Source organism: Flavobacterium xizangense, assembly GCF_054075145.1.
In genome coordinates this window covers 1-270 of record NZ_JBSIPG010000114.1, presented here as the reverse complement: position 1 = coordinate 270, position 270 = coordinate 1, and the positions used below count along the sequence as shown (strand labels likewise).

Genomic DNA, 270 nt, shown 5'->3' with positions numbered 1-270 from the left:
AGTGGCGGTAAATCTTGAGCTAAAAACACTAAATATTAAACAAGATATTACGTATCATAATACTACGAATGATACTTTGGTCTCGATTGTTTTAAACGATTGGAACAATGCTTTTGCTGACAAAAACACACCTCTGGCCAAACGCTTTTCTGATGAATTTTACAGAGGTTTTCATTTGGCAAAAGCCGCAGACAGAGGAAAAACCACCATTATTGGTTTAACCGAAACTAATTTTTCGGCTTTAGAATGGGAAAGAAGCGCTCAGGATCC

Annotated in this window: 1 protein-coding gene; it reads left to right on the top strand. The window is 37.0% G+C overall.

The window, feature by feature from the left end:
* Nucleotide 1 precedes the first annotated feature (1 nt).
* The coding region (locus ACWA1B_RS22735; RefSeq protein WP_456910893.1) for a hypothetical protein at nt 2–270 on the top strand (269 nt) is incomplete at its 3' end.